This is a genomic window from Paenibacillus sp. MSJ-34, from assembly GCF_018918005.1.
Lineage (GTDB): Bacteria > Bacillota > Bacilli > Paenibacillales > Paenibacillaceae > MSJ-34.
The window spans coordinates 74,060-100,867 of the sequence record NZ_JAHLPR010000009.1; the positions used below are offsets into that span (position 1 = coordinate 74,060).

The 26,808-nt window shown below is 52.6% G+C and carries 19 protein-coding genes and 1 pseudogene; 13 read left to right on the forward strand and 7 right to left on the reverse strand.

Annotated features, from left to right (window positions below; translation table 11 throughout):
• The first annotated feature begins 349 nt into the window (after positions 1–349).
• Together KQI79_RS06560 and KQI79_RS06565 are read left to right on the forward strand one after the other, a co-directional pair.
• Positions 350–1,747 (forward strand): sensor histidine kinase, encoded by a 1,398-nt coding sequence (locus KQI79_RS06560; RefSeq protein WP_216537425.1) that lies wholly within the window; start codon positions 350–352, stop codon positions 1,745–1,747.
• Complete coding sequence (locus tag KQI79_RS06565) at positions 1,710–2,363, forward strand: response regulator transcription factor (RefSeq protein WP_216537426.1); 654 nt, start codon at positions 1,710–1,712, stop codon at positions 2,361–2,363. Before KQI79_RS06560 ends, KQI79_RS06565 begins: the two co-directional genes overlap by 38 nt.
• 6 nt (positions 2,364–2,369) lie before the next feature.
• On the opposite strand, the gene KQI79_RS06570 is transcribed toward KQI79_RS06565, so the two are convergent.
• Positions 2,370–3,272: an MBL fold metallo-hydrolase gene (locus tag KQI79_RS06570; protein ID WP_216537427.1), complete on the reverse strand. Its 903-nt coding sequence runs from the start codon at positions 3,270–3,272 to the stop codon at positions 2,370–2,372.
• A gap of 178 nt (positions 3,273–3,450) precedes the next feature.
• On the opposite strand from KQI79_RS06570, the gene KQI79_RS06575 reads away from it, so the two are divergent.
• A complete protein-coding gene (locus KQI79_RS06575; RefSeq protein WP_216537428.1) occupies positions 3,451–5,724 on the forward strand; it encodes a YcdB/YcdC domain-containing protein in 2,274 nt (757 codons plus the stop codon).
• A gap of 37 nt (positions 5,725–5,761) precedes the next feature.
• Here the strand turns inward: KQI79_RS06575 and KQI79_RS27460 are convergent.
• Together KQI79_RS27460 and KQI79_RS06580 are read right to left on the reverse strand one after the other, a co-directional pair.
• Positions 5,762–5,905, reverse strand: a pseudogene (locus KQI79_RS27460) (IS110 family transposase); the annotation flags it as partial.
• A gap of 1,115 nt (positions 5,906–7,020) precedes the next feature.
• Entirely contained in the window at positions 7,021–7,773 is a 753-nt protein-coding gene (locus KQI79_RS06580) for a MerR family transcriptional regulator (RefSeq protein WP_216537469.1), read from the reverse strand.
• Between the two features lie 317 nt (positions 7,774–8,090).
• Here KQI79_RS06580 and KQI79_RS06585 point away from each other — a divergent pair, with 317 nt between their 5' ends.
• Together KQI79_RS06585 and KQI79_RS06590 are read left to right on the forward strand one after the other, a co-directional pair.
• Positions 8,091–9,638 (forward strand): glycoside hydrolase family 76 protein, encoded by a 1,548-nt coding sequence (locus tag KQI79_RS06585; RefSeq protein ID WP_216537429.1) that lies wholly within the window; start codon positions 8,091–8,093, stop codon positions 9,636–9,638.
• Positions 9,639–9,668: 30 nt separating this feature from the next.
• Entirely contained in the window at positions 9,669–10,718 is a 1,050-nt protein-coding gene (locus KQI79_RS06590) for a glycoside hydrolase family 76 protein (protein WP_253297976.1), read from the forward strand.
• A gap of 457 nt (positions 10,719–11,175) precedes the next feature.
• Here the strand turns inward: KQI79_RS06590 and KQI79_RS06595 are convergent, their stop codons facing one another.
• Genes KQI79_RS06595 through KQI79_RS06605 form a run of 3 tightly spaced genes read right to left on the reverse strand, consistent with a single transcriptional unit; the run spans position 11,176 to position 14,995 of the window.
• On the reverse strand, positions 11,176–12,189 hold the full coding sequence (locus KQI79_RS06595) for an ABC transporter substrate-binding protein (RefSeq protein ID WP_216537430.1): 1,014 nt from the start codon (positions 12,187–12,189) through the stop codon (positions 11,176–11,178).
• Positions 12,190–12,217: 28 nt separating this feature from the next.
• Entirely contained in the window at positions 12,218–13,285 is a 1,068-nt protein-coding gene (locus KQI79_RS06600) for an ABC transporter ATP-binding protein (RefSeq protein WP_216537431.1), read from the reverse strand.
• Between the two features lie 51 nt (positions 13,286–13,336).
• Positions 13,337–14,995 carry an ABC transporter permease gene (locus KQI79_RS06605; protein ID WP_216537432.1) on the reverse strand — a complete coding sequence of 553 codons (1,659 nt, stop codon included), beginning with the start codon at positions 14,993–14,995 and terminating at the stop codon, positions 13,337–13,339.
• A gap of 204 nt (positions 14,996–15,199) precedes the next feature.
• Between KQI79_RS06605 and KQI79_RS06610 the strand changes: the two genes are divergently transcribed.
• From KQI79_RS06610 to KQI79_RS06620, 3 genes are read left to right on the forward strand one after another with little or no spacing between them, the layout of a single operon-like run.
• Positions 15,200–17,278: a BglG family transcription antiterminator gene (locus tag KQI79_RS06610; protein WP_216537433.1), complete on the forward strand. Its 2,079-nt coding sequence runs from the start codon at positions 15,200–15,202 to the stop codon at positions 17,276–17,278.
• Positions 17,275–17,583, forward strand: coding sequence for a PTS sugar transporter subunit IIB (locus tag KQI79_RS06615; protein WP_216537434.1), 309 nt, complete (start codon positions 17,275–17,277; stop codon positions 17,581–17,583). Before KQI79_RS06610 ends, KQI79_RS06615 begins: the two co-directional genes overlap by 4 nt.
• On the forward strand, positions 17,580–18,848 hold the full coding sequence (locus KQI79_RS06620; protein ID WP_216537435.1) for a PTS ascorbate transporter subunit IIC: 1,269 nt from the start codon (positions 17,580–17,582) through the stop codon (positions 18,846–18,848). Before KQI79_RS06615 ends, KQI79_RS06620 begins: the two co-directional genes overlap by 4 nt.
• 61 nt (positions 18,849–18,909) lie before the next feature.
• On the opposite strand, the gene KQI79_RS06625 is transcribed toward KQI79_RS06620, so the two are convergent.
• Positions 18,910–19,995 (reverse strand): ABC transporter substrate-binding protein, encoded by a 1,086-nt coding sequence (locus tag KQI79_RS06625; RefSeq protein WP_253297977.1) that lies wholly within the window; start codon positions 19,993–19,995, stop codon positions 18,910–18,912.
• A gap of 268 nt (positions 19,996–20,263) precedes the next feature.
• On the opposite strand from KQI79_RS06625, the gene KQI79_RS06630 reads away from it, so the two are divergent.
• The 5 genes from KQI79_RS06630 (at position 20,264) to KQI79_RS06650 (ending at position 26,796) form a co-directional block, all read left to right on the forward strand.
• The gene (locus KQI79_RS06630) at positions 20,264–22,027 is read left to right on the forward strand and encodes a sensor histidine kinase (RefSeq protein ID WP_216537436.1); all 1,764 of its coding nucleotides are present in this window, start codon (positions 20,264–20,266) and stop codon (positions 22,025–22,027) included.
• Positions 22,024–23,589, forward strand: a complete 1,566-nt coding sequence (locus KQI79_RS06635; RefSeq protein ID WP_216537437.1) for a response regulator transcription factor — start codon at positions 22,024–22,026, stop codon at positions 23,587–23,589. Before KQI79_RS06630 ends, KQI79_RS06635 begins: the two co-directional genes overlap by 4 nt.
• Positions 23,590–23,729: 140 nt before the next feature.
• Complete coding sequence (locus KQI79_RS06640) at positions 23,730–25,007, forward strand: ABC transporter substrate-binding protein (RefSeq protein WP_216537438.1); 1,278 nt, start codon at positions 23,730–23,732, stop codon at positions 25,005–25,007.
• 65 nt (positions 25,008–25,072) lie between these two features.
• Positions 25,073–25,966 carry a carbohydrate ABC transporter permease gene (locus tag KQI79_RS06645; RefSeq protein WP_216537439.1) on the forward strand — a complete coding sequence of 298 codons (894 nt, stop codon included), beginning with the start codon at positions 25,073–25,075 and terminating at the stop codon, positions 25,964–25,966.
• Positions 25,963–26,796, forward strand: coding sequence for a carbohydrate ABC transporter permease (locus KQI79_RS06650; RefSeq protein ID WP_356709398.1), 834 nt, complete (start codon positions 25,963–25,965; stop codon positions 26,794–26,796). Before KQI79_RS06645 ends, KQI79_RS06650 begins: the two co-directional genes overlap by 4 nt.
• Positions 26,797–26,808: the final 12 nt, after the last annotated feature.

A 26,808-nucleotide genomic window follows, 5' to 3' on the forward strand; every position in this document is an offset into this window, starting at 1 on the left:
GCGCTTTCGAACGAATGAGGCTTGCCGGTCCGATCGCATGAACGGTAAAAACCGGCGTTAATTGGACCCTGAATGCTCTTATGTTACAATTAGAGGGAATTTCTGCCGCTCATTTTGCCAAGCATCGCTCCTAAATCGGATATGCGTAAAATTAGAGGTGGAAATTGGAGGTAATCCGGATACAGGCATTGAATCAAGCAAATTAGAGGCAGTTTTTACCGTTACTTGCTTCAAAGCATCCCGTTTCACCCTTACGGTGGGGCGGGATGTTGACGTTTTGACGTTCCATATCCGCCTTTCCGCGATATAATAGGAATATCACATTAACGAACGGATAGGAGATGCACCGTTGATTTTTGTACTGATTGTGCTATGGCTCGCCGCGATCATATTGCTTGCGACCAACTTCGGCGATCCCGCCGTGCGCTGGCTTGCGGCGGTGGCGTTTTGCGGCGGTTCCGGCGCGATGGCGTCGGTGATCGAAGATTTCGTGCGTCCGTTTGCGGCGCGGCACGAGCTGGGACTAACGGCGGACTGGGCGCTATATATTACGCTCACCATATTTTCGTTACTAAGCTATTACGGCTTGCCATATTGCTATGTACGGTTTGCCGGACATTACCATCCCGGCAGGCTGAAGCCGCGCGTTTGGCGGATGTTGCGCTACGCGTTATTGCTGCCGCCCGTACTCATGCTGTTGTTCACGCAATATTACCCGCCCAATTATACCGTATTGACGCTTTGGGCCGCGCCTTATATCTTATTCGGAACGGTTCTTCTGTTAAGCAAGCGGGAATGGGAGCCTTGGCGCAAGCAGGCGCATTGGATGGTTACGCTCGTCGTCGTGCCGGCCGTCGTATTCGCGCTCGTAATGAACTATATGTTACCGGGGATATTCGGCATTTACGATATGTGGCGCTATAATATATGGACGATACTGCTTGCATTCAGCCTGTTTGTCGTCGCTTTGTTCAAATACGGCTTTCTCGGAGTGCAACTGCTGATCGAACGGCGGAAATTGGATATGACGATGCGCGCGATTACGTCGGGAACGGCGATTTTGAACCATGCGATCAAGAACGATTTGGCCAAAGTCCGGTTGTTTTGCGATAAAATACAGACGTCCGCGCTGCAGAGCGGCCAGGGCGAGTTGGCAAGCGACGTCGCGGTCATCGAGAGAGCGGCCGATCACGTTCAGGAATTGCTGGACCGCGTCCATCACCGGACGCAGGACATTGCGCTGAAGAAAGAGCGGCATTCGCTGAAAGAGCTTGTGGAAGAGGCGCTGCGCATGCTTGAGCCGATGATGGCGCAAATTCGTATTCTATGGAAGGAAGACGATGGCGCCGCGGCTGAAGTATATTGTGACCGCGCGCAAACGCTGGAAGTTCTGAACAATATTATAACGAATGCGGTCGAGGCGATGCCGCGGGGCGGTACGCTAACCGTTGCCGTTACGCAAACGAAAAAAACATGGACCATCGAAATTCGGGATACCGGGACCGGCATCGAAAAAGACAAGCTAAGAAAAGTTCTGGAGCCGTTCTATACGACTAAAACGGGCAGCAAGCGGAACTTCGGCCTCGGCCTCGCTTACTGCTACCAAGTGATGAAAAAACACGGAGGGACGCTTGAGATCGACAGCGTGCCGAAACAAGGAACGGGCGTATATTTGCATTTTCCGAAAGGGAAAGGAGGAGCGAAGCCGCATGAACGAGATTCGAGTCATGATCGTAGAAGACGATGACGATTGGCGCCGGGGATTGAAAGCCTATTTGGAACAGCAGCCCGATCTTGCCGTCGTAGCCCAAGCCGCCGCGGCCGAAGAAGCGCGCACGGCAGCCAGGGAAGCGCAGCCGGACATTGTGCTGATGGATATTATGCTGGTTGACAGCCTGGAAGGAATCGCCTTGACGGCGGACATTAGCCAATCCTGCAATGCGCGGGTCATTATGCTGTCCTCGCTCGAGGAGAAGGAAGTTATCTTCGAAGCGTTTCAGGCCGGGGCCGTCAATTATATCGTGAAATCCGATTTCACGAACATTCCCGAGGCGATTCGCCAAGCCTATGCCGACAGCTCGCCGATTGACGCGGGGGTCGCCGAGCGGATTCGGGAAGAGTTCCGCCGATTGCAGCAGGTGGAGCGGGAATATGAAATCCGGAAAGCGCGGGAACTCATTACGCCGACGGAACGCGAGGTGCTCGCCATGATCCATGAAGGGTATACGCAGCCGCAAATTGCGGACAAATTCGTCGTATCCCTCCGCACCGTCAAAAACCATGTCAACAGCATATTGAAAAAACTGAACGGCAAAAGCAGCAAGGAAGCCGCGCAAAAGGCGAAAGATATGGGGATTTTGTAAGAGGCTTTATCGCTCCCTCTTCGATGCGGAAGCAGCCTCGCTCGGCGCCGGGCTTTTCACGAATTGCTCGTAAGCCTCGGGGTCGTGCGACGGGATCAACGCCATATTCGGGTTCGCCTGTTCCAACGCATGCAGCATCGAAAACCATCCCTCGTATCGGCGGACATCGTAATGCGCGATTCTGCCGATGAAGCTCCCGCCTTTTCCTTCCCGATAATTTCTGCGGAAATAGGCGGCATCCGCCATAAGGAAATACTTCTCCTCATTCGATACATTCACAATCATGCCGAATTGGCCGATGGAATGGCCAGGCAGCGGAACCAAAACCATCGAACCGTCGCGAAACAGATCGATCGATTTCGGGAACGGGCCGTAAGGGACCCCGTCGCCGTCGAAGTCCAATAAGCGCAAGGCGGAACGATCGATGCGTCGGTATAGATCTTTCAAGTATCCGTTCGTTAACAGCTTGAATTTCGATTGCTGTCCGAACTCCCATTCCTGCCGATCGACGTAAATACGGGAATGGGGAAAGTCGTGAACCCCGCCGGCATGATCGGCATGCAAATGGGATAGAATCACGGTTTTGATATCCTCCGGATGGATCCCCAGCTTGCGCAATTGGGAAACCGCATTGTCTTCCGGCGCAATGCGCGCCGGCGTCGCCAACCGCATGAGCGAATAGGGCAGCTTGGACGTCGAATCGTAATAACGGGTAGAATACCCGGTATCGAACAGAATCAATCCGTGTTCGGGATGTTCGATCAGCGCGAACAAGGCCGGTCCCCAAAATTTCCCTTGCTTGTCCCCTTTCAACATCGCCGATTTGGGCGCACGGTAGAAGCCTGCATTCATGATTGTAACGCGGCATGCCGGCATATGCTGCGGCACATCGGGCAGTTTGTAGTCCATCGCGAATCTCCTCCCTATTCTTCTGCCATTATATCCGTATGCCGCAACAAATGCGAGGCTGCCGGGGAAGCGGGATCTTTTTTTTCAGGCCGGTCCGAATATCAGCAACTTTATGGAAGCCATCTCCGTTTAAAAACATGAAATACCATTTTTCAATGTTGAGGGGGATGATAGCGATATGAAATGGATTCGAACAAGCGGAATTGCCGCGCTGGCGGCTACATTGCTCGTTTCCGTAACCGTTCCTGCGGCGGCGAAGGAGGCTGTGACCGTGGTCGAAAAAACGATGCCGGCATTTGACGATTCCACTCCGGTTCAAGCGAAAATATCGAAGGAGCAGGCCATCGAAATCGCCAAGAAAAATTTGCGGATTCCAAGCGATTATAAGCTATCGAACGTGAATCTGCGCAGCAGAAACACGAACGGCGTTGCCAAAGGGATTTGGTACCTGAATTTCCAGAAAACCGACAAAGACCGTTATGACGCCAGCATTTCCGCCGGCATCGACGCGGATAGCGGACAGATCATACAATTTTATTCCTATGTGTACGACCCGAACAAAAAGCCGAGCTACCCGCCGAAGGTCGATCGGGCCGCGGCCAAAACAATCGCAGTCGATTTTATGAACAAAATCGATCCCGGCCTTGCGGCGAAGGTGAAATACAACGACAAATACGACGTCTCGGAGAAAACCCCGTTGGGCGGGGAAGTGCAGTACGTTTTGCAATTCGACCGCATGGAACAAGGTTTGCCGGTATATGAGAACGAAGTGCGGATCTCTGTGGACGGCGAGGGGCATGTGCTAAGCTACGACAACAATTGGAACGATGCGCTGAAGTTCGAACCGAACAAACCTGCTGTCGATATGAAAGGAGCGGAAGCGGCTTACCGGGAATTGCTGAAGCTTGTGCCCCATTATGTCATTCCTTACCAAGCGGAACAGAAGAAGGGGCCGTATGTCAGCTATGAAATGATCCCTTATATGATCGACGCCGCAAGCGGAAAGATATGGAGCCCGACTCCGCAGCCCGCGATCAACCATACGGTGCCGATCAGCGACAAGCCGCTTGGCGATAAACCGCAAGCCGTGCTCAATATAACGAAGGAGCAGGCGGTGAAGACAGCGACCGAACAGCTCCCGATTCCGCAAGAAGCCAAGCTGACGGGCGCCGATTACAACGAGTATGCCGATGAAATGAGCGGCACGATGTCCTCCCAATGGAGCTTGGAATGGCGGATTGGCGACGATGAGCGGAAATCGCCTTATATCGCGGCAGGGGTCAATACGAAGACGGGAGAAATTTTATATTATTCGTACAGCACCGCCGGCGAAGCAAGCCGTTCGGAGGGAGCGAAGCTGTCGGACGAACAAGCGAAAGCGAAAGCCGTCGATTTCGTGAAAAGATTAATTCCGTACGCGGCGCATGAACTGTATTTGCAGGACGGACGCTCGGGATGGGTTGACGAAGACCGCGGAACCTACTCCTTTACTCGCGTCATTAACGGCATTTACGCCGACAATGAACGGGTGGAGGTCAGCATTAACAAACAAACCGGCAATGTGGACAATTACTATAACCATTTGTCCGACATGAACTACGGTTCGGCGAAACCGCAGTTGATCGGCGAACAGGAAGCGCTCGAGAAGCTCCTTGCGACGTATTCGATTGAACTCGGGTACGTCTCGGGCAACGTCAATCAAGCTTGGGATCCGCGCCCGCTTGCCGCGTCGGGGAAACCGGCCGGAGACGCGAACGAAGCGAAGCTTGTGTACCAATTGATCAAGAAGGCGCAAACCGACGAGGCCGTATTCCTGGATGCGACTTCAGGGAAGTGGCGGAACCGCGGAACGGGAGAAGAGACGTCGCTGGAACCGATCAAAGCGACCGACATCGACAATCATCCGGCCAAACGCGAATTGGAGCTGATGATCGAATATAGAGCCATTGACGTCAAGGACGGCAAAGTGAATCCGGATGCGATCGTAACCCGCGGCGAATTGATCAAGATGCTTGTCATGGCGATGAGCGGCGGCGTGCGGCCGTTTGCGGCCGAATCGAAGGCGAAGGCGTCGTTCAGCGATGTCGGCGTCAAATCGGAATATTTCGCATATGTCGAATCGGCGCTCGACCAGAAGCTGATCGATCCGGGCGACGGCAAATTCAATCCGGAAGGCAAAATAACCCGCGAAGAAATGGCCGAACTGATTACGCGCGCGTTAGGGTACAATTCGTTAGCCGAGCGCGGCAATCTGTTCCAGACCGCTTTCCAGGATGCGGATGCGGTGGCCAAGAAAGGACAGGCGGCGATCGTCGTCGCTCTGGGCATCATGGATTTGCAGGGCGGCAAGTTTGAACCGAAGCGTGAAGTGACGCGGGCCGAAGGGGCGACAGCCTTCTACCGCTACTTGCAAGAACGCGCCCAATTGAAAGAAGCGCCGCTGCGGTACTGATTGATTGCAATTTCATATCAATACCAGTTAGTATAAGGTCAATTTGCGAACCTTTTTCGGAAATGATTGTTGCCGGAATCTTATCTCCGATTCCGGGAATCGATCGAATGAACTCATATTCTTCAAAAGTCTCGGCCAGGGCATCTATCTCCTCTTCTAGTTTAGATAGGTGCCTTTGGTATGCTCGAAATGCCCGTGTGGACAACAGCACGGATACAATCCCAAAAACGAGGACAAGTGTTGCATCGAGAAGTTGATAGCTTCGAAAACCCGCAATTGGAGTCTGCTTCACCATTCGCCACCGTTGATGGTACTGGCTTCATTGCGCATATACAAGGGGATACCTCTTTGCATATCGAGTGCGATCGGGGACCTACGCTCCCTTGTTTGGCGCAAACGAAACTGGCAATTCTTATTAGGCTCAAAATGAAGACGTCCCCATTCTAGCGAAAGTACGCATCGTTATTCATTGGAAATCGGCGATTGTACCGCCTTTTTCCCCACATTAGCGTGTTTGAGTTTCGTTAGACATTGCAACATGATGATTTACAGGCGATTAGCGTGTATCAGTTTCGTTAGCCCGCTCGGGCGAATCGTCAGCCGCCAGCGGTATGATGAAGTGGACTCTGATCGCAGGTTTTACCTTTTTACCCCACGGGACTTGCTTACCAGCACGCTATACATTTTCATAACCTCTGCGGCAAATGATCGTTCAGGACTGCATGCAGCAATCCAATCCCGCTCCGTAGGTAATAAACCCTGGCTTTCTAGCACCTGAACGAGGGGGATTTTCACAGAAGAGGGCCGACAAAACGCTTCCTCGGGCTTGAAGAGCAGCAATACGCTCGATGCAACGCCAGTGAAAAACGAGGACAAGAATCCCGTTCAGGAGCACAACTCCCCAGTCGGCATCGGTACTGAAAGCGTTCCGTCCTGTTAGCACAGCCCAATTAATTAAGGCGACACCCAACAAAACAGCGCTTGCAATGACGATGAGAATACCAGATATCGGACCGGAGAATTTGGCACCGATCGCGAGTGAAAGCACTGAATCTTACCAAGAATGAATGAGACTCGCTTTACCGGTGCGATCAGAAAACGGTCAATGACACCGTTGTTCAAATCTATCATAGCCATCGTCATACCACTCCCTTCTGAGTTTCTTTGAGTGATTGTCCGGTGTATCGTAAATAAACGTCGTCAAGCGACGGACGGGCCAACACTGCGGAGGCTGCCTTGATCCCTGCGGCTTTCAGTCTGGTCAAAGCGGTTGGCAAGGTCGATGAACCGTCCAGGTTATTTCTTTGTAGATTCAAATGTCTCGGCGGCGATACATAAATAATAGGAAAGACCTGGTTGTTGACTTTCAAGCATTTTAAGATGAAAATCGTCATTCAAAAAGAATCTTGTTTGCTTTGCAAAGTCCGCAGCCGTTGTTTCATGTCCATGTTCATTCAAGAAATCAAGATGCTGATGAATCAACTGTTGTACTTTTTTATCATCAACTCTTAATCCGTCCTTCAGTGACTGAGCCATCCCACCCATAAAACGTTTTGCTTCCAAAGCGGATTCGTTCATGGATTGTACGTCAATTGGAGTTTCCGCATGTAAATCGTAGCCGTATTTTTCGTTCAGATACTCATATTGTTCGGACAATGCCTCCTTCCATTCCTTTTCGCTTTCAAATCCTTTAAACAGTGCCGATTTGTCCATAACTGTTCCTTTCCTGGTGTGCTCGATCGATACATCCAATGTCTGAACAAGCTGTTCCAGCCTTTGCTTACGTGCAAGAATCAGCTTTCTCTGCTCAGACAAAACCGATAGCCGGTCGGGCTTCCCATCAAGAATTTGTTTGATTTTTTTAAGGGGGAAATCCAGTTCACGATAGAACAGAATTTCTTGCAGACGTTCAAGCTCTTTCATTCCATAAAGGCGATAGCCGGTTTCACTCACCTTGCATGGCAACAAAAGGCCGATCTTGTGATAGTGATGCAACGTCTTGATCGTCACATTCGCCAATTCCGACATTTCCTTTACCGTGTACCGCATTTCAACCACCTCATTCATCACTTTAAAGGCTCCTCCAAGAGGAGAGTCAATAGTTAACTCTAACTTTTTTATTTCATCATACCTTATAATACGAAGGGCCTGGTGCAGATCATTCTATGACCAGGCCCTTTTTGGATTCCGCACATCATGGATATTACTTTAACGCAGACATCCAGCTCTATATGGCATATTGTTATTATACTATTTATTTATCTATATATATTGACATATCAATAATATGACATTATATTTGGCGTAAGCGCTTTTATGTAAGAGTGAAAAGGAAAAAACAAGTAAAGAGAGGAGAATGAATACGAATGATAGGTTGGCGCAAGGGGAAGCGGTGGTTGGTCGCGACGCTGATGTCGGCGATGTTGTCGGTGTCGCTGTTCGGTCCGATCGGAGGCGGTAAGGCGGAAGCGTTCACAGAAGCGAACGCGGTCCAGGCGATGGATGACTTTTTGAACACGTTTTACGATCCTGCGAAGAAATATTTCTATACCAACAGCGACCGGCAGATCCACTCGCATGCTTCCGGTCCGGAGAACGGGCTGTACACCGACTATTGGTGGGAAGCCCAGCTGTGGGAGACGGTCATGGACGCTTACGAGCGGACGGCAAACGCGGAATACTACAATTTGATCGGCGATATTTACGACGGGTTTAGGGCCGCTTATCCCGATTGGGAGAGCAATCCCTTCAATGACGATATCGGCTGGTGGGCGCTAGGGGCGCTGCGGGCGTACGACCTTACGGGAGAGTCGCGCTATAAGGACATGGCCAAAGACATGTTCGATTTCATCTGGCAGTCGTGGAGCAGCGATTTCGGCGGCGGCATCTGGTGGAACAGGATCGGTTTCCTGCCTCAGAAGAATGTGGCCACGAACGCCACGGCTGCCGTGATCGCCATGAAACTTTACCGCGTCCTGAATGATAACGATTATTTGGAGAAAGCGAATCAATTGTACGATTGGGTAGAGACAACGCTGTATGCGGGCGATGGGTATATTTACGATCAATACCGTCAGGGCGAAGGAGTGAAGGATTGGGAATTCACTTACGATTTCGGGTTGTTCGCCGGGGCTTCGGTTGAAATGTATAAGGAAACCCTGGACACCACCTATCTGGCCCATGCTACGGATTCCGTCGATTGGGTCTTCCGCAATATGACGACGGACGGCAAGACGCTGTTGTATGAAGGGCCTGACGACGCGCCCCTCTTCAAAATGATTTTTGCGCGTAACGTGCGAAAGCTCATCAATGAAGCGGGGCAGACGCAATACGAAGATTTTCTCGCTTTCAACGCTTCTCAGGCCTGGAACCATCGCCGCGACGCTGACGGCATTATCGGTCCCGACTGGTCGATCGCCCCGGACGACGGTTACATTCAGAGCGGTGCGGCGGCGGCGGGCGTCTCGATCCTGTTCCTTGCCGTTCCGGATAACACGACGGGAACGGTCGTCGCACCCGGACCTTACGAAGCCGAGAACGCGTTCAAAAGCGGCGTGAACAACGAACCGAATTCATTGGAAAGAGCGGGCTACAGCGGACGCGGGTATGTCGCCGGGTGGAACGCCGACAACACATATGTAACGTTCGCCGTAAATGCGCTCGCGGCGGGCAATTACGATTTGACGTTCCATTACAGCGCAGGGGCTGGCCATGCGGTCCGGGAACTTCAGGTGAACGGCGCAGCGGTCCGTCCGGCGCTTAGCTTCGGCGGTACCGGCAATTGGTCGGCCTGGGACACGGTGACGGTCAATACCGCTCTTTCCGCGGGAACGAACTTGATTCGTTTGGCTTTCAACTCCGGCACCGGCAGTTCCAACTATTTGAATCTGGATTATTTGCAAGTAACACAATAATACGTTGGCGGATAGAGAGGGGTTTTATTTTTGGCACAGCAAATGATATGGGGGATCCGAGCGGAAACGGCGCAGGAGGAATGGATCTACAACTTTTGGAACGAACAGCTTGGCATCATGAATCAGATGGAGCCTTGCGAAGGAACATGCAACGATCATTTTGTCTACTGGTGGCATGCCCATGTCATCGATGCGTTGGCGGACGGCTTCGAACGGTCGCGCAATCCGCGTTATCTCGCGCGAATCGACCGGGTGATCGAGGGGGTAAAGCGCTTGAACGGAGATACGCTGCTGCATAACTACTATGACGACATGGAATGGATGGCTCTGGCGCTGCTGCGGGTATACGACGCGACGAAGCTGGCCGTGTACAAGGATCATGTGATGAATCTGTGGGAAAGCATCAAAACCGCCTGGAACGGCCATTGCGGGGGAGGCATGGCGTGGAAGAAGGATCAGTTGGACTATAAAAATACGCCGGCCAATGCGCCTGCCTCTATTTTGGCAGCCCGGCTGTACCAGCGTTTTGGGGATACCGAAGATTTCGAGTGGGCCGTTCGCATCTATCGGTGGACGAAGGAGAATCTGGTCGATCCGCAAACCGGTTTCGTCTGGGACGGCATGAACCGGCTCGGCGACGGGAAGATCGATTACGATTGGGAGTATACGTACTGCCAAGGCGTCTGGATCGGCGCGGGACTCGAATTGTTCGCCATTACCGGAGACACTGCGTACTTGTCCGATGCCGTAAGGACGGCCGAGACGGCGACTGCGCGGTTTGCGCCCGATCCGGGGGGCATTATGGCGGACGAGGGCGAAGACGATTGCGGTCTCTTCAAGGGCATTTTCGTGCGATATTTGCGGGACTTGCTCCGTATCCGGCCGGATCTGCATCCTATTCGCCGCATGTTGTTCCGCAATGCCGAAGCGCTCTGGAACCGATCCCGCAACGAGCGCGGATTAATCGGCCGCTCCTGGCAAGGACCGGTGGAGCCGAAGGTCCAATTGAGCGCGCAGCTAAGCGGGCTGATGCTGCTGGAGATGGTCGCCTCGCTTCCGAATGCTGCGCCTTCGGATTGAGGGGTTCCAAACCGAACCGTTCGCGTCATTAGCGGGAAAATCTACCGTTAAAATGCAAGATTGGCTGCGGATATAGAGACTAGCGGTAATTGTTGGAGCTAATTTCGGAGAGATTGGGCAAAATGCCGATTTCGGATAAATTAGATCCAGGTTTTACCTTTAATTTAGGAAAAGAGGGGACAACGGGGAAATTAACGGTATGAATTGACGTTAAGCTGTCGGCGGGGCATTCCCGCTTGTCTGCGGCGGGGCGTTCCCGCTTATTCTGGCGGCATGGCGTCCCCGGTATTACGATGGCAAGGCATTCCCGCTTGTCTGCAGCATGGCATTTCCGCCTTCCCGGCGGTATCGCGAGCGACGGGCCGCGACAGGAGGGCGACAGGCTGCGGGCAGCGAGCGGAAGATGTCAGGACAAGCGGACGGAGGGACGCACTCTGTCCGCCGTCTCCGCTCGGGCCTACGGGTTCAACACTTCCTGCGTCCATTTCTCCAGCAGCCGCTCCCGGTTCGTGCCCGCCCAATCGTGATCGTACGGGACCGTGTTCAAATCGTCCAGCGGAAACGCCTCTTCCGGCGAGACGGCATCGCGGTTTGTCAGCAATTGGAAGTTGCCCGCAAACTTGCCCAATTCCTGGGCTTCTTTCGTCAGCGCCCAATCGACGAACAATCGCGCTTCCCGCATATTCGGGGCGCCGTCTATTATGCCGACGGCTCCGATCTCGTACCCGGTTCCTTCGCTCGGAAAACCGATGACGATGTTGCGAAAGCCTTCTTTATAGAATTTCACGGCGTCATGGGAGAACATGATGGCCGTGCCGACTTCGCCCATGCCGACGTTCCGGCCGAGGACGCTGCCTGTAGAGGTGTAAGCGCCGGTCTGCTGGTTAAGCTGCTTGAAATACGCAAACGCACGGTCCTCGCCCCACAATTGCACCAATGTGGCGAGGACCGTATATCCCGTTCCGGACGAACGGGGGTCGGGCATCGCGATCATCCCTTTATATTTCGGATTCAGCAGGTCATCCCACGATTGAGGCGGATTGAGGCCGACTTCCTGCAGCCATGCCTTGTTCGACACAAACGCGACCGAGCCGGCGTAAATGCCTGTCCAGTAGCCTTCGCTGTCTTTGTACTTGTCGTCGATCAGTTGGGCGTTGTCCGACACATACGGGGCGAGCAGCCCTTCGTTCTTCGCTTGTACGAACGTGTCCGCAGGGCCGCCGAACCAGATGCTCGTGCGGGGGTGATCCCGCTCGGCGCGGATTCTCGCCAGAATTTCCCCGTTCGACATGCGGACATATGAAACTTTAATGCCCGTTTCTTTCTGGAACGTTTCAATCGCTTTAATCGCGTGATCCTCGTACAGACCCGCATAGATGGTCAATTCGCCTGTGCGTTCGGGCGAGCATGCGGTCAGGAAGAGCAAACACGCGGAGAGTAGCGGCAGCGCCCGTCGATATCCTCGTCTCATCTTCCATCCCCGCTTTCCCGCTATCTTTTTATATTACATGCAACGAATGTTCGGAAAACTGCAACGATACGAATTCGCCCACCCGGTGAACGCTTTCCTCCGACGGATTGTTTTCCGTAATTTGCAACGTTGTGCCTTCAAACTCCACTTCATATTCTTGCGTTTGGCCCATAAAGACGCTTTTCGTCACGACGGCGACATTCTCTGTGCCTTTCGTAAGCCGAACGGCTTCCGGACGGATCACGACCGACACTTCGTCGTTTACCCGGTGAACGCCGGTATTTCTCGCCATCATTATACCAGTTTGGGTGCGGATATGCAGTCGATCCTCCGCTGCCTCGACTACGCGGCCGTCGATGAAGTTGGCGGTTCCGATAAAATCGGCGACGAATTTCGTGGCCGGCCGCTGATATACTTGTTGCGGCGTGCCGATCTGCTCGATTTGCCCTTTATTCATGACGATGACCCGATCGCTCATGCTCATCGCCTCGCTCTGATCATGGGTGACATATATGGCGGTAATGCCGATCTGCTGCTGGATGCGGCGGATTTCGTCCCGCATGACGAGGCGCAGCTTGGCGTCCAGATTGGATAACGGCTCGTCGAACAGCAGTACGCCCGGCTCCATCACCAGCGCCCGCGCCAAAGCGACGCGCTGCTGCTGGCCGCCCGAAAGCTGCGAAGGCATACGGTCTTTATACTCCGTTAAGTTCATGATGTCCAGCACGCCATGAACTTTCTTCATAATCTCGGTTTTGGACAGTTTCTTAATTTTCAGGCCGTAAGCAATATTATCGAATACGCTCAGATGCGGGAAGAGCGCGTACGATTGGAATACCATCGTGCAATCCCGTTTATTCGGAGGAATCGTATTGACTTTCTCCTCTCCGAAGTAAATATCTCCCGCTGTAATATCTTCAAAACCGGCGATCATGCGCAGCGTTGTCGTTTTGCCGCAGCCGGAAGGGCCGAGCAGCGTCACGAACTCCCCCGCTTCGATTTGGACGTTCACATCGGATACGGCGTATACGGTTTGATTTTTTTCGTCTTTAAAAGCTTTGGCAACATTGCGCAAAGAAACAGATTTCGCATTCATGGGAATACCCTCCTTGACTTGCTTTGGAAGTTGTACGTCTTGGCATTGTCTTTACATGAGGGAAGAATCGTTCGTTCCGCCCCCTACAAATTTGAGCGCCGTATTCAGCAGCAGCAGGGCCACGATCATAATCACGATCAGGATCGTACAGTAAGCGCTGGCTACGCCGATTCGGCCCGTCTCCACCTGGCTTAGAATCGATGCCGTGATCAGGTTGAATTTGGCCGAGATGAGGAAGATGACAGCGCTCATCGCGGTCATGCTTTTCACAAATCCGTAGACCAGCCCGCTGAAAAAGGCCGGCTTAATGAGCGGCAGCACGACGCTCGTAAACGTCTTGGACTGGCTGGCGCCAAGGTCGGTCGCCGCTTCCTCGATCGACGGGTCGATCTGCTGGAGCGAGGCGATACCCGAACGGATCCCGACCGGAATCGCCCGGACGACGAACGCGGCGATAATGATGGCGGCCGTGCCTGTGAGCGCAAGCGGCGCCTTGTTGAAAGACAGAACATATGAAATACCGATAACCGTTCCCGGAACGGCGAGCAAGAGCATGCTGACCATTTCCAACACTCTTTTGCCGAAAAATTGCTTGCGTACGATCAGGAACGCGATGATCATGCCTAGCAATCCGGCGATCGGCGTAGCGATGATCGACAGAGTCAGCGTGTCGCGCATCGCTTTCTGTCCGATCGAGAATACATATTTATAGTGATCGAGCGTAAAGCTGTTGTTGATGCCCCATAATTTGATGAACGAGCCGATCGGCACCAGCACGTAGAAAGCGATAACCGCAAGGGACAAGATGAAGCAAGCGCCGAACAGAATATTTTTGCCGACTCCTTTTTCGATCATCTTGCGTCCGTGCGTCGGTTTCCCCGTCACGGTGACGTAGCTTTTCTTGCCGACCCAAAACTTCTGCAGGACGTATACGATAAAGGTGATCATCAGCAGCATCATGGCGAGCGAGGCGCCGGCTTGCATATCGTAGCTGCCGACCGCTTGCAAATAGATCTCGCGCGCGACGGTCGTATAGTTGCCGCCGATCGTCATCGGGTTGCCGAAATCGGCCAGCGATTGCACGAACACGAGCAAGAAAGCGTTGGCGATGCCGGGAACCGACAACGGAAGCGTGACCGTCAGAAACGTTTTTAATTTGCCCGCTCCCATGTTGGAGCTCGCTTCTTCCAGCGAAGGGCTGATCGAACGGAGCAAACCGGCCAAGGTGAGAAACGCGACCGGAAAGTATGTCAGCGTCTGAACGAGTACCAACCCGTGCAGTCCGTAGATGTCGGCATTCGTCATTCCCAGCAGATGCTTCGTAATAAAACCTTGCTTGCCGAACAATAAAATGGCCGATAACGAGATGACGAACGGCGGCGATATGACCGGCAAGATAGCGATTCCGTTAAACAGCTTTTTGAAGGGAACCTTTACGTAAGCGAACGTATAGGCGAACAGGTATGCGATAACGGTCGACAGCGTCCCAACGATGAAGGCGAGAAGCAGCGAGTTGCGCAGCGCTTCGAACAGCCGGCCTCCCGAGAACACTCTGCGGTAGCCGCCGAGATCCAATTGTCCGTTTGTTGTGATAAAGCTCGTCTTTAAAATTTGGAATAATGGATAGACGATAAAAACACACAAACTAAGCATAACGAGCACGATACAAAGCATAAGCAGCGGATCGCGCGATATTTTGGAGCGTTTCATTCCGTATCTCCTTTCAAGTGATGTATCGATTTCCTCCATTTTCATCGTAGCGGATACGCTTACAAAGGGACAGTCCAACGTTTTGCCGCTTCTGGCGGCAGAAAAACGTGCGCAATTGGCAAGTTTGGGCGTTGCCTCTTTACAGGATGGCGCAAAAGGTTTACCATTTATGAAAGCGGTTTACTACGGAAGGGTGAGACAACAATGCTGACAAGCCGCCAACAACAAATGCTGTTGCAACTGATTGAAGAAGATTCCTATATATCCGCTAACAGATTTGGGCAGGAATACGGCATTTCTCCGCGAACCGTACGCCACGATCTGCTCATGCTGGAAGAATGGCTGCGCGATTACGGCGTCAGCCTGGAACGCGACCGCAAGCTGGGCGTCAGAATTGAACTCGAACCGGAGCAATGGGAACATATCGATAAGGAACTGGCGCGCAGACCCGAATATGTGGACGGAAAGCTGCGCGTCCTCTTAATGCTGAAACGGCTGCTTGCGGAAACGAAGCTGCGGACCGAAGACGTGCTTGATGAGTTCAAGATTAGCCGCAACACGTTGCTGCTTGACATTGCTGAAGCGAAGGCATGGCTGGCGGAACGGGGGCTTGAGCTGGTGCGGGAACGCGGCTGGATGAAAATCGGCGGCAGCGAACGCTGCCAAAGGAATGCTTATCTGGAACTGCTCCGGACGGAAATGACGGATGAGAAAATATTGCAGTTCGTGCTGGACGGCGCGGCGCCGCTTGGCAACCAGCCCTGGAATTCATGGTTTCGCACCGAGGACGCGCATTTTCTGTTCCATGCCGTCAAACGGCTGGAACGGCGCTTGTCCATCGAATTTTCCGATGCGGGCTGCTCGGCTCTGATCTTGCATTTGCTAATGGCGATGGAGCGTCTCAAGGGAAATCATGCGATTCTAATGGACCGCGAACTGCTGCTGGAACTGCAGGACACAGAGGAGTTCGGCGTCGTGCGCGATACGCTGGCCGGACAAGTCGGGCGTTACTTTGGCGTCGAGATGCCGCTGGAGGAGATCGGGTATATTACGCAGCATGTGCTTGGGGCGCAGAAGAAGAGCGGGCAGTCGGCCGGCGATTCGCAATATGTGCAACTGGCCAAGCGCATCGTCATCGGCGTCGAGCGCGAGCTCGGACATCCGTTGCAGCGAATGGAGCAAATCGTGCAGGGGCTTGCCGTCCATTTGAAGCCGGCGATTTATCGTTCGAAGTTCGGGCTGCATACCAAGAATCCGCTCATAGAACAACTGGAGCAAGAATACGGCGCGCTGCTCGGCATTCTCGAGCGGGTAGCGGCCGAAGAGATGAAGCCGTTTGACGTTTCGCTCGACCGGGATGAAATCGGCTATATTGTCATGCATATCGGCAGCGGCCTGAACCAACGGACCGTCGCCCGGAAGAAGCGGGTGGCGATCGTCTGCAGCTCCGGTCTCGGCACGTCTTCGATTCTCCACAGACGGATGGACGCGCTCTTCCCCCATGTAGATGTTGTGGGAGAATATTCGTACCAGGATGCGAAGCATATTACCGTATTCGACGCGGACGCGATTCTGACGATGATCGACATCGGCCATGCCGTACCGGTGCCTTGGCTGAAAGTGTCGCCGCTGCTGCCGGAAGAAGACCGGGAGCGGGTGGCGGCTTTTCTCGGCGTCGCGCCTCCGGCGCGGCAGGTCGAGGCCGAAACGATTCAGACGGTGAACCGTATTCTGCGTATTACGGAGAAGTACGCCCAAATTACCGATCGCGGCAAATTGCTGGAAGAATTGCTGCAAATGTTCCAAGGCAGCCCGAAGTTTCTGCAGGGGCGGGAACTGACCGCGCTGCTGCCCGTTCATTCCATTCGGCTCCAACTGCGCGAAACGGATTGGGAGACGGCTGTTCGTCTGGGAAACAGGCTGCTGTGCGAACGGGGATTGACCGGATTGCAATATGAGGAGAAACTCGTCGACATGGTACGGTCGCAGCAGCATCATTTCATTATCCACGAAGGCATCGCTTTCCCGCACGCCTCGATGCTGGACGGCGTCTGGGATACCGGCTTCAGCCTGCTGACGTTCCGCGAACCGCTGCCGTTCGGGCCTGCGCGGCAGCCGGTCTGGCTCATCGTCACCCTGGCCGCGGCCGACAAGGAGCAGCATGTCAAGGCGTTGTCCACGCTGCTCGCTGCGTTGAACGACGAGGCGTTCATGATGCGGCTGAAAGAGACGGCGAGCGCGGAAGAAGTATGGAACGGATTGAGACAGAGGGAGGGCCTATGAACACGATTGTTGTCGTATGCTCGAGCGGCCTTGGGACGAGCTTGATGATTCGTATGAACCTAGTTTCCCTGTTGCAGGAATACGGCATTGCGGCGCATATCGAGCAATGCGACTCTTCATCCGTCAATATGTACGACGCCGAGCTGGTCATCGGCGCAAGACAAGTCGTCGAAGCTTTACCGCTTCGTCCGGGCCTTCGAACGATTGCGCTCGACAGCATTACGGATAAGGAACATTTAAGGCAGCGGCTCGCGTCGAGCGGTTGGTTTGACAGGCGGGCAGGGGAAGACGTGATCGAAGAATGAATTTGACGCAAACGATCAACAAAGGACTGTTCGGGGAACCGGCGTTTCTGCTGGGGATGATCGCCCTGATCGGCTTGCTGCTTCAGCGGCAAAAGCCCGTACGGGTCGTCGGGGGAACGGTAAAAACGATGCTCGGCTACACGTTGCTGCAAATCGGCGCCTCGGCGGCCGGTTCCTCGCTGTCGAACCTGTCGGCGATTATTCAGAACGGGTTTCAGATTATCGGTATTATTCCGCATAACGAGACGATTACGGCCCTGGCTCAGATCAACTACGGACAGGAAATCGCCTTTATTATGCTGATCGGCATGGCGATGCATCTCGCCATCGCGAGATGGACGAGCTGCAAATATATATTTTTGACGGGCCATCATATTTTGTTCATGGCTTCGATGCTGGCGAGCATACTATCGGCCTTCCCTTTGCGCCATTGGGAACAATACGCGATCGGCGGCTGTGTGCTGGCTTTAACCATGTCGTTCGGTCCGGCCCTCGCCCAGCCGTTCGTGCGCCGAACAGTGGGCAGCGGCGACTTTGCGATCGGCCATTTCAACAGCGTCGGATTCGCGGTGACGGGATTGATCGCCTTCCTGTTCAAGTCCAAGACGGAAAAACCGGTCCCGGAGACGTTCAAGAAGATGCAGCCTTTCTTCCAAGACAATATGATCGTCATCGCCGTGTTCACGTTTATTCTGTTCCTGTCCTCCAGCTTGTTCGCAACTTCCAGATCGATCAGCGAAATATTCGCAGGCCGCAATTTATTGATCGTATCCGTCATCCAATCGATATGGTTTGCCGGGGGCGTATATATAATTTTGCACGGGGTGCGCATGATGCTGTCGGAGATTATTCCCGCATTCCAGGGGATCGCGCAGCGGCTCGTACCCGGTTCCATTCCGGCGCTCGATTGCCCGGTGCTGTTTACGTATGCGCCTGTGGCGGCAATACTGGGGTTTTTGCTGAGTTTTGCCGGGGGGCTTGCGGCCATGCTGCTGACGTTGAACGTACAATATACCGTCATTATTCCCGGCATCATCCCGCATTTTTTCTCCGGAGGAGCTTCGGGCGTCATCGCGTATAAAATCGGGGGCAGGAGAGGGCTTGTCGTCGCGACGTTGTGCCACGGGTTTCTGATTACGATGCTGCCTCTCTTTCTGACGCCGTTGCTATCGGGGCTCGGCTTTATACGCGCTACGTTCGCCGACAGCGATTATTCGGTAGTCGGCATTATCGTTCACGATATTATCGAGGTTTTGTTGCGTTAAGAGTTCCATCTATACATGAAACCTGCCGGACGCATGCCGCCGGCAGGTTTTTGCGTGAGCCTTACTTTTTCACTTCGTTGTTCCATTTGTCGATCAGGCTTTGCCGCATCTTGCCGGCCTCGGCCAGATCGTAATCGATCAGGTTGAGTTTGGAGAAATCGATGCCTTTCTCCGGCTGTTTCGCATCCGGATTCGTCAACGTTTGGTAGCTGCCCGTACGTTGTCCCACTTCCTGAGCGTCTTTGTCGAGCGCCCAATCGATGAATTTTTTGGCCAATTCCTGATTTTTGCTGTTCTTGATCATGGCAATGGCGCCCGTTTCATAACCTGTTCCGTCTTCCGGGAAAGACAGCTCGAGCGAATCGAAGCCTTCCTCTTGGTATTTCACGATATCATGCGCGAACAGGACGCTGACCGCCGCTTCGCCCATGCCGACCATTCTGCCCGTAGCCGTTCCGCTCGTCGTATATTGCGAAACTTGGCTGTGCAGCTGCTTGAGATAATCGAATCCTTGCTCTTCGCCTCCCATTACTTTCAGAATCGTGTACATAATCGTATAGGCGGTGCTGGAGGAGCTTGGATCTCCCATAACGACATTTCCTTTGTAAACCGGGTTCAACAAGTCTTCCCATTTCGTCGGCGGCTGCAAATTATGCTCTTTCAGAAAGTCCTTGTTGGACGCGAATCCGACCGCTCCGACGTAGATGCCGGTCCAGTATCCGTCCGGATCCTTATACTTGGCGTCGATTTTATCCGCTACCGGCGATTTGTAAGGCTCCAGCAGGCCGTCCCCCTGCGCCGTCAGGAACGTATCGGCCGCACCGCCGTACCAAATGTCGGCTTGCGGATTGTCTTTCTCCGCCCGGATTTTGGCGAGAATTTCGCCGCCGGACATCCGGATCATCTCCGCCTCAATGCCGGTATCTTGCGTAAATTGCTTCATCGCTTCAATCGCATGGTCTTCCTGGAAACCGACATACACCGTCAATTTGCCTTTCGGCTTATCGTCCGTTTGGCCCGAAGATTCGTTCTGCGTTCCCGAAGACGAATCCCCCGTTCCGCCCGCCGACTGCGACCCGCCGCCGCATGCGGTAAGCAGAGCCGTAACCATAGCGAAGATCGTAAGTGCGCTGAACCATTTTTTCATCGTTCGTAACTTCCCCCTTCTGGTGACTTCTTAATTCGTTTCAGTACCATCTTAATGGTTGCGCTTTCAGTTCACCAGTCCAACTTCCTGCCGTTTCATGCGGCAAAAAATAGAGCATCTTTGTCCGTACATCGCTATGCCGCCGGTAAGGGAACCGCCATTCCAGAAAGCTTTCCTTGAATTTGAGCCGCCGCAAACTTACAATAATCAACGAAGCGCGGCCTTGCCGCCGAGACTTGATATCGTAATCATCCAGAGGAGAATACAAATGTGGATCAAGCGCAGTTTATTTGCGAAATTGCTTGTCGGAATGCTGCTGGCCTCTATCATTCCTTTTTCATTATCCAACATCGTTTCGCATCGGACGACATCGAAATGGGTCGAACAGGAAGTCATTTCCCTCAATCGGCAATCGATGGATTTAAGCATGGAAAATATTAAACGTTACCTGCAAGAGTTACGAGTCGTTTCCGCGTCCTATTATCAGGACAACGAGCTTATGAACAATTTGCGCAGAACGGAAGCGACGCCTCTCCTGCTCATTCAAATAACCGACCAGTTGAACAAGTTGTATGCGAGCCGTTCCGAGATGCGCGCCGTTCGCTATATCAGCGCCATGAACCATCACACATACACCCGTCTTGGCGACGGAAGGTTCGGGGCGGACCGAGGCAATGCCGACATCGATTTGCCGGCATCCCCGGAAGCATGGGATGAAGCGAACGAATTCGAAGCGACGGAGCTTGGCAACGAGCGGGTGTTGGCCCTGCATCGGTTGCTTGTCGATTATCCCGAATCTACCGTGTTGGGATTGACATCGCTTTATGTCGGGATGGACGAGCTGGCGAGATTGATGGAGTCTTTATCCAAGCCGGATAAAGGAGAGGCAACCTTTTTATACATCCAGGACGATTTGAGGCTGTTATGGGCTTCGGAAGAGGAAGATGCCGGCACGGTTGCGATGACCGAGCCGGATTTCGGGCAGAAGGGCGGATTTGCGACCGGAGAGTTCAAGGACAAGCCCGGGATCTTTATTTATACGAGAGACCAATTTAAAGAGATCCCGCTCACGATGGTGAAATTCGTCCCGAAGGATACGATTAACGAATCGGCAGACAAGACGTTGAATCGGATGCTGATCGTTCAATTGGTAGCCATCGCGTTCGTTATCTTGTTCGCCTCGATTTTATCTTTCATGACCATTGCCCCGATCAAGCGGCTTTTGCGATCGATCAGCAAGGTTCAGTCCGGCAACTTCGACGTGGAGCCGGCAGGGGGAAACAAAGATGAATTGGGCGTGTTGGAGCAGCGGTTTCAGACGATGGTCCGCAATTTGGACGATTTTGTCGACCGGGAATACCGCAGCCAATTGGAATTGTCCACAGCTCGTTTGAAAATGCTTCAAGCCCAAATCAATCCGCATTTTTTATACAATACGCTGCAATCGATCGGCACGTTGGCTTTGCGTCACGGAGTCGAGGAAATAAGCGATAAAATCGCCGAATTGGGCTCCATTCTTCGTTACAGTATGGATTTGAAGACGGAAAACGTGCCTTTATACAAGGAAATTCAGCATGTGGAGCATTATTTGTCATTGCAGATCGGCAGATTCAAAAATAAACTATCTTACACGCTATCCTGTCCGGACGAAGCGCTCGGCTTGATCGTACCGAAGATGATTCTGCAGCCGTTGGTGGAGAACAGCATCATTCACGGGATCGAGAAGGGGAGCGGGAAAGGCGATTTGCATATCGGAATCGAGTTGAACGGAAGCGAGCTTTGCCTGCGTATTATCGACAACGGCAAAGGCTTCGAACCGGCGACGATCGCGCGAATCGAACAGGAATACGCGAGCCGCCAAGCGCCCGGCCGGCGGAAAGGCGGGATCGGGCTGGCGAATGTGCTGCAGCGTTTGCGCATTTGTTACGGTTCGGCTTTTGTATGGGGAATACAAAGCCGTCCCTATGAATCAACGATCATTACTCTTCAGTTTCCGGTGCATGATCAACAACAGGGAGGAGACCAATCGTGAAAGTATTGTTAGTAGACGACGAAGAGCATGTAAGAGAAGGAATTACCTTGGCGGTCGATTGGCGGAAATTCGGCGTTACTGAAGTATTGGAAGCGGAAGACGGGCGGCAGGCGTTGGCGCTTGCCCGCGAGCATAAACCTGCGGTAATGTTCTGCGACATGAACATGCCCGGCATGGATGGGGTAGCGCTGCTCCGATCGCTGCGCCGGGAAAGCTTGAAGACGCAAGTGATCGTCGTAAGCGGGTACGATCATTTTGCTTATACGCATGCGGCGCTGATGGCCAAAGGGGTCGATTATTTGCTGAAGCCTTTTCGCAAAAAGGATTTGGAGCAAGCTTTGACAAGGGCGGTCACCGCCTGGAGGGAGCAGGAAAGCAGCGAAGAGGAAGAGATCCATTCAGGTTACCGGATACGTCAAGCGGAAGACTTGTTGGACGAGCATAAGCTGGCCGGCTATTTGAAAGGGGAATTCGCTTTTCATGAGGGGATACGCCATATTTTCGCGAGGAGGGGGCTTCCCGCAGGTTCCGTAACGGCGGCGATGCTGCTGCCATCCAACCGTTCGGATATTCAATACCGGCGTTTTCAAGGCGATGTCGAACTGTTTGCGTTCGCCTTGCATAATATCGCCCATGAGGTTTTGGAGCCGTACAACCCTTATTACTTATGCAGACTGGACGATGAGCAGTGGGTACTTTTAACCTTTTGGGGCTCGTCCGGCATGATGCCGTCCAAACAAAAATTTTATATTGAGAAATTAGCCCAATGCTGGTTGGATACGTTGGGACTGAAGATGTTGATCGGGATTCACGAGGGGGAGGCCGGCGCGGAGACGCTGCCGCAGGCGATCGCCGGCGCGCGCGCGGCGCTCTTGATGTGCGACGTCATATCGGGCGTCTCGCAACATAAAGACGATGCGACGAAATTGCCGAGCTTGGCGGAACGCCGGATTTTCCTGGAGACCGCATTGCAGAGAAAGGATAAGGCGTACGTCGCCGAGATTGTCCGGTCCTTTGCGCAGGAGCTGAAGGATCGGGGAACATTGCGGTTGAAAGATCTGCAGGGCTATACCTATGAAGCGAATCTGCTTTTGGAAAAGGCGTACCGCGATCGGCCGTCGGACAACAATGCCGCCGTTTCGTTTATGCCGTTATGGATCGCGGATATCGACGAATGGCAGCGGCTGTTTGCCGAAGCATGGTGCTCGCTGATCGACCGCAGCGGCGGCGGGTTCCCGATCCGCAGCATCGAAGCGATCCATGAATATATAACCCTCCATTTTCAGGAGGATATATCCTTGGCGATGCTATCCCGGAAATTCAATTTCAATCCGTGGTATATCGCGCGCAAGTTCAAGGAGACGTACGGCACGACCATCATTACCTATTTGACGGAGCTTAGGGTAGAGCGCGCCAAATCGCTCCTCGTCGGCACGAATATTTCCGTGTCGGAGATGGCCGGGCTGCTCGGTTATACGGATGAAAATTATTTCGGCAAAGTATTCAAGAAACAGACAGGCCAATCTCCGCTTCAATTCCGGAAAGAAAATAGGCATGTCTAAGCGGGTCCTTGCCTTTGAACCGAAGAAGTCCCGATATTCCCTTTTTGGGTCAATATATTCTCTGCCGTCAACCTCTGGCAGTCTATTAGAATAAAGAGCATAGGAAACATAATCAACGAAAACTACAGGGGGAACGAGTTGTGAAGAAAAAGTTATTCGCGATGCTCACGGTTTTCACGATGCTTGGCGCGCTTGTAGCGGGCTGCGGCGGCGGCACCGAGAAAAACGCCGACGTTAAGGAAGCCGCGGGGGACAACGGCGGGGAGAAAGTAACGATCAAGCTGCTCCAAAACAAAATCGAAATTACGGATAAAGTAAAGGCGATGGTCGAGGACTATATGGCCGAGAACCCGAATGTGATCATCGAAGCGCAAGTCGTCAAAGATTATAATACGATTCTGAAAACGCGCTTCGCTTCCGGGGACGAGCCCGATATTTTTTATTCGAACGGATACAGCATCATGGAATCCTGGTCGGAAAATTTGCTTGACCTGTCCAATGAACCGTGGATGGAGAAAGCCTCTCCGTTATCGATCGAGGGCATGACGGTAGACGGCAAAAAGCTGGGCTTCCCGCTTGCTTTCGAAGGTTTCGGCGTCATCTATAACAAGGATTTGTTCGCGCAGGCGGGTATTGAGCAATTGCCTGTCACGTTTACGGAACTGAAGGAAACGGCCGAGAAGCTGAAAGCGGCCGGCATCGAGCCTTACACGGAAGCTTATCAGGAATCCTTCCCGTTATACCATTTGTTCAACTTGCCGTTCGCCTATGAGAGCGACCCGGCCGCATCCTTGGACAAATTGAAAAACGGCGAGATGAAAATCGGCGACCTGAAATATATCGACAATTTCTTCGACGTACTGGGACTTGGAGCCGATTACGGAAAAGGTCTCGAATCGTTAGGCGTCAACTACGATAACCAAATTTCCAACTTCGCCACGGGCAAAACGGCGATGATGCATCAAGGCGTTTGGACGATCGATCCGATCCAGAAAGTCAATCCCGATTTGAATATGGGGATGTTCGCTCTTCCGCTTACCGACAATCCGGAAGAAACGAGAATGCCGGTTTCGGTACCCGGATACTATGTTGTGAACAAAAATTCCAAACATGTCGACGAAGTGTTGAAGTTTTTGGAATGGCTTCATCAGAACGGGCAGAAATATATTGTAGATTCCTTTAAATTTATTCCTGCTTTCACCGATTTGCAAACGACTCCGGAACTTGGTCCGCTCGCAATGGATATGTCCGCTTATGTCGAGAACGGAAAAACCGTTCCTTGGGCGTTTAGCGCATGGCCGGTCGGCATCAAGGAAGATTCGCCTAAAATTTTGCAGGCATATATCGGAGGCCAAACGAACAAAGAACAGACGCTTCAAGAATTGCAAAACGCTTGGGACCTTCGGGTAAAAAAATAAAGTCATTGGCAGGTTCCTGGTTGACAATTAACGGCCAGAAACCTTTTACATTCCTATAACTGTAAATGAAAGGAGAGAATGACGTGAAGTCGAAAACAAGACAATATTTGGTCTATTCCGTTTTCGTAGCTCCGGCCGTGCTGTTTTTCTGCTTGATTATTCTGCTTCCGTTCGTACGAGGCGTCATTTATTCGTTTCAAGATTGGAACGGGATCAGCAGCAACGTTGGCTGGGCGGGTCTGGACAACTATCGCATGTTGTTCGAAGACCGCTACTTCTGGAAATCATTCGGATTTACCATTAAGTATGTCGCCGTCACGGCGATCCTGTTTAACATTTTCGGGTTCCTTATCGCTTTGGCTTTAAACGTAGCGCTCAAAACGAAAAACTTGCTGCGCACCGGCTTTTTCTTGCCGCATGTCATCGGAGGCGTCATCATCGGGTTTATTTGGCAATTTATCATTGTCCAGCTCTTCGGGGAAATCGGCCAAATGACCGGCTGGGCCTTATTTCAGAAAAACTGGCTCAGCTTGCCCGGTCCGGCGTTCTGGTCCATCGTCATCGTCGCGGTATGGCATTCGGCCGGTTACTACATGATCATTTACTTGGCGGCGCTGCAAGGGGTGCCGAAGGATTTGCTGGAAGCGGCGGAAATCGACGGCGCCGGACGGCTGCGCCGATTGTGGAATGTCGTCGTGCCGATGATCCGCCCGGCCATGACCGTATGCGTATTTTTGGCGATTTCCAGCAGCTTTAAAGCGTTCGATCTGAACTTTTCTTTGACGAAAGGCGGTCCGTTCGGGTCGACGGAGTCGCTCGCTTTGCAAATTTATACCGATGCGTTCATGAAAAACCTGTTTACTTACGCATCGACGAAAGCCGTTTTCTTCTTCGTCATTCTGGCGTCGATTACATTGATTCAAACGGCGGTTATGAAACGCAAGGAGGTGGAAATGTGAAGCAGCATCGTTACGGCGCGGGGAAATTCCTGCTGGAACTAATCATGATCGTATTGGCGCTTCTCTTTCTTTTTCCGATCTACATTACCTTTATAAGCGGATTTAAATCGTTTAGCGAAATTATCGAATCGGCATTGGCGCTCCCGAGCAAGTTTCAATTCGATAACTTTATCACCGTATGGAAACAGCTCGATTTCTTGAAGGTGTTCACCAACTCATTGCTCGTTACGGTCGTGTCCGTCATACTGATCTTGCTGATCAGTTCGGCTGCCGCCTATCAATTGGTAAGGCGTCCGGGCGTTGTAAGCCAAATTATTTTTTTCGCTATCCTGTCTTCGCTGGTCATTCCGTTTCAAACGCTGATGATTCCGCTCGTCAAGGTGGCGAAAGATATGAGCCTGATCGATTCCTTGTACGGCTTGATTCTTATGTATTGCGGGTTCGGCTTGCCTTTGGCCGTCTTTTTATACCACGGCTTTATCAAATCGGTGCCGCATGAGCTCGAAGAGGCGGCCCATATCGACGGAAGCGGGCCATTCGGCGTCTATTTCCGCATTCTGCTCCCGCTCTTGAAGCCGATCACGACGACGATCGCCATCCTGCATACATTATGGATTTGGAACGACTTCTTGTTGCCGTTGATCACTTTGACCTCGGAGAAGAATAAAACGATTCCGCTGGCGTCGTCGGTATATTTCGGCGAGTACAATAACGAATATCATCTGGCTATGGCTGCGATGACGCTGGCCATTATTCCGATGGTCATCTTCTTTCTGCTCATGCAGAAGCATATTATCGCAGGGATTACATCCGGTGCGGTAAAGGGTTAGGAAGAAACGGAC